Annotated in this window: 2 pseudogenes; one reads left to right on the top strand and one right to left on the bottom strand. The window is 62.4% G+C overall.

Annotation, left to right across the window (positions count from 1 at the left end):
* Positions 1-484, bottom strand: a pseudogene (locus EN893_RS35450) (imidazolonepropionase); the annotation flags it as partial.
* 98 nt (positions 485-582) lie between these two features.
* Here EN893_RS35450 and EN893_RS35445 point away from each other — a divergent pair.
* Positions 583-1,025: pseudogene (locus EN893_RS35445) on the top strand (amidohydrolase family protein); the annotation flags it as partial.

Here is a 1,025-nt window from a genome sequence, read left to right as displayed (position 1 = left end):
ACTTCTTCTCGTTTTCGAGGTCGAGGCCATAGCCGGACTTGATCTCGACGGTGGTCACGCCTTCGGCGATCAGCGCATCGAGGCGCGGCAGCGATTGAGTGACCAGTTCATCTTCGCTGGCGGCGCGCAAGGATTTGACCGACGAAACAATGCCGCCGCCGGCCCGGGCGACCTCTTCATAGGTGGCGCCGGCCAGCCGCATCTCGAATTCGTTCGCGCGGTTGCCGGCATGGACCAGATGGGTGTGGCAGTCGATCAGGCCAGGCGTGATCCAGCGGCCCTCGCAATCGACCGTCTCGGCGCCCTGGGCAAGTGTTGGGGGCAGCTCCGACTCGAGGCCGGCATAGACAATGCGGCCGTCACGCGCAGCGACCGCGCCATGTTCGACGACGCCAAGTCCGGCAGACCCGTCGACCATTGTCGCTAGCCGCGCATTGCGCCACAGACGAAGATCCCCTGCCCGGCTTTTGCTCTGTCCAGCCATCATCTTTTCCGTTTCAATCGATGACGATTATGTATATACATATTGAAACGCACTGCAAGTGCCATCATCGCATGAGAGACAGAGGACCGGAGAGAAAAGTGGCAGCGATCTTTGCGGAACAGGCGCTCCTTCCCGATGGTTGGCGCGATAATGTGCGGCTCACCTTCGCCGAGGGACGCATCACGACCGTCGAACCTGGAGCTACCGCGCTAGCCGGCGACGAACGCCACGCGATCCTGTTGCCCGGCATGCCCAACCTTCACAGCCACGCCTTCCAGCGCGGCATGGCCGGCCTTGCCGAACTTCGCGGCCCCTCCGCCGACAGTTTCTGGAGCTGGCGCGAGGTGATGTACCGTTTCGCCCTGTCGATGACACCCGATCAGGTCGAGGCGGTTGCCGCACAACTCTATTTCGAGATGCTGGAGGCCGGTTTTTCCCGCGTCGGCGAATTTCACTATCTGCATCACGACCGCGATGGAAAATCCTACGCCAATCTTGCCGAGATGGCCGGGCGCATCGCGGCGGCGGCCGGCGAAACCGG

Source organism: Mesorhizobium sp. M7A.F.Ca.CA.004.04.2.1 (assembly GCF_004022825.1).
GTDB lineage: Bacteria > Pseudomonadota > Alphaproteobacteria > Rhizobiales > Rhizobiaceae > Mesorhizobium.
Note: the sequence above shows the minus strand (reverse complement) of the source record. Positions and strands in the feature narration are given on the sequence as shown.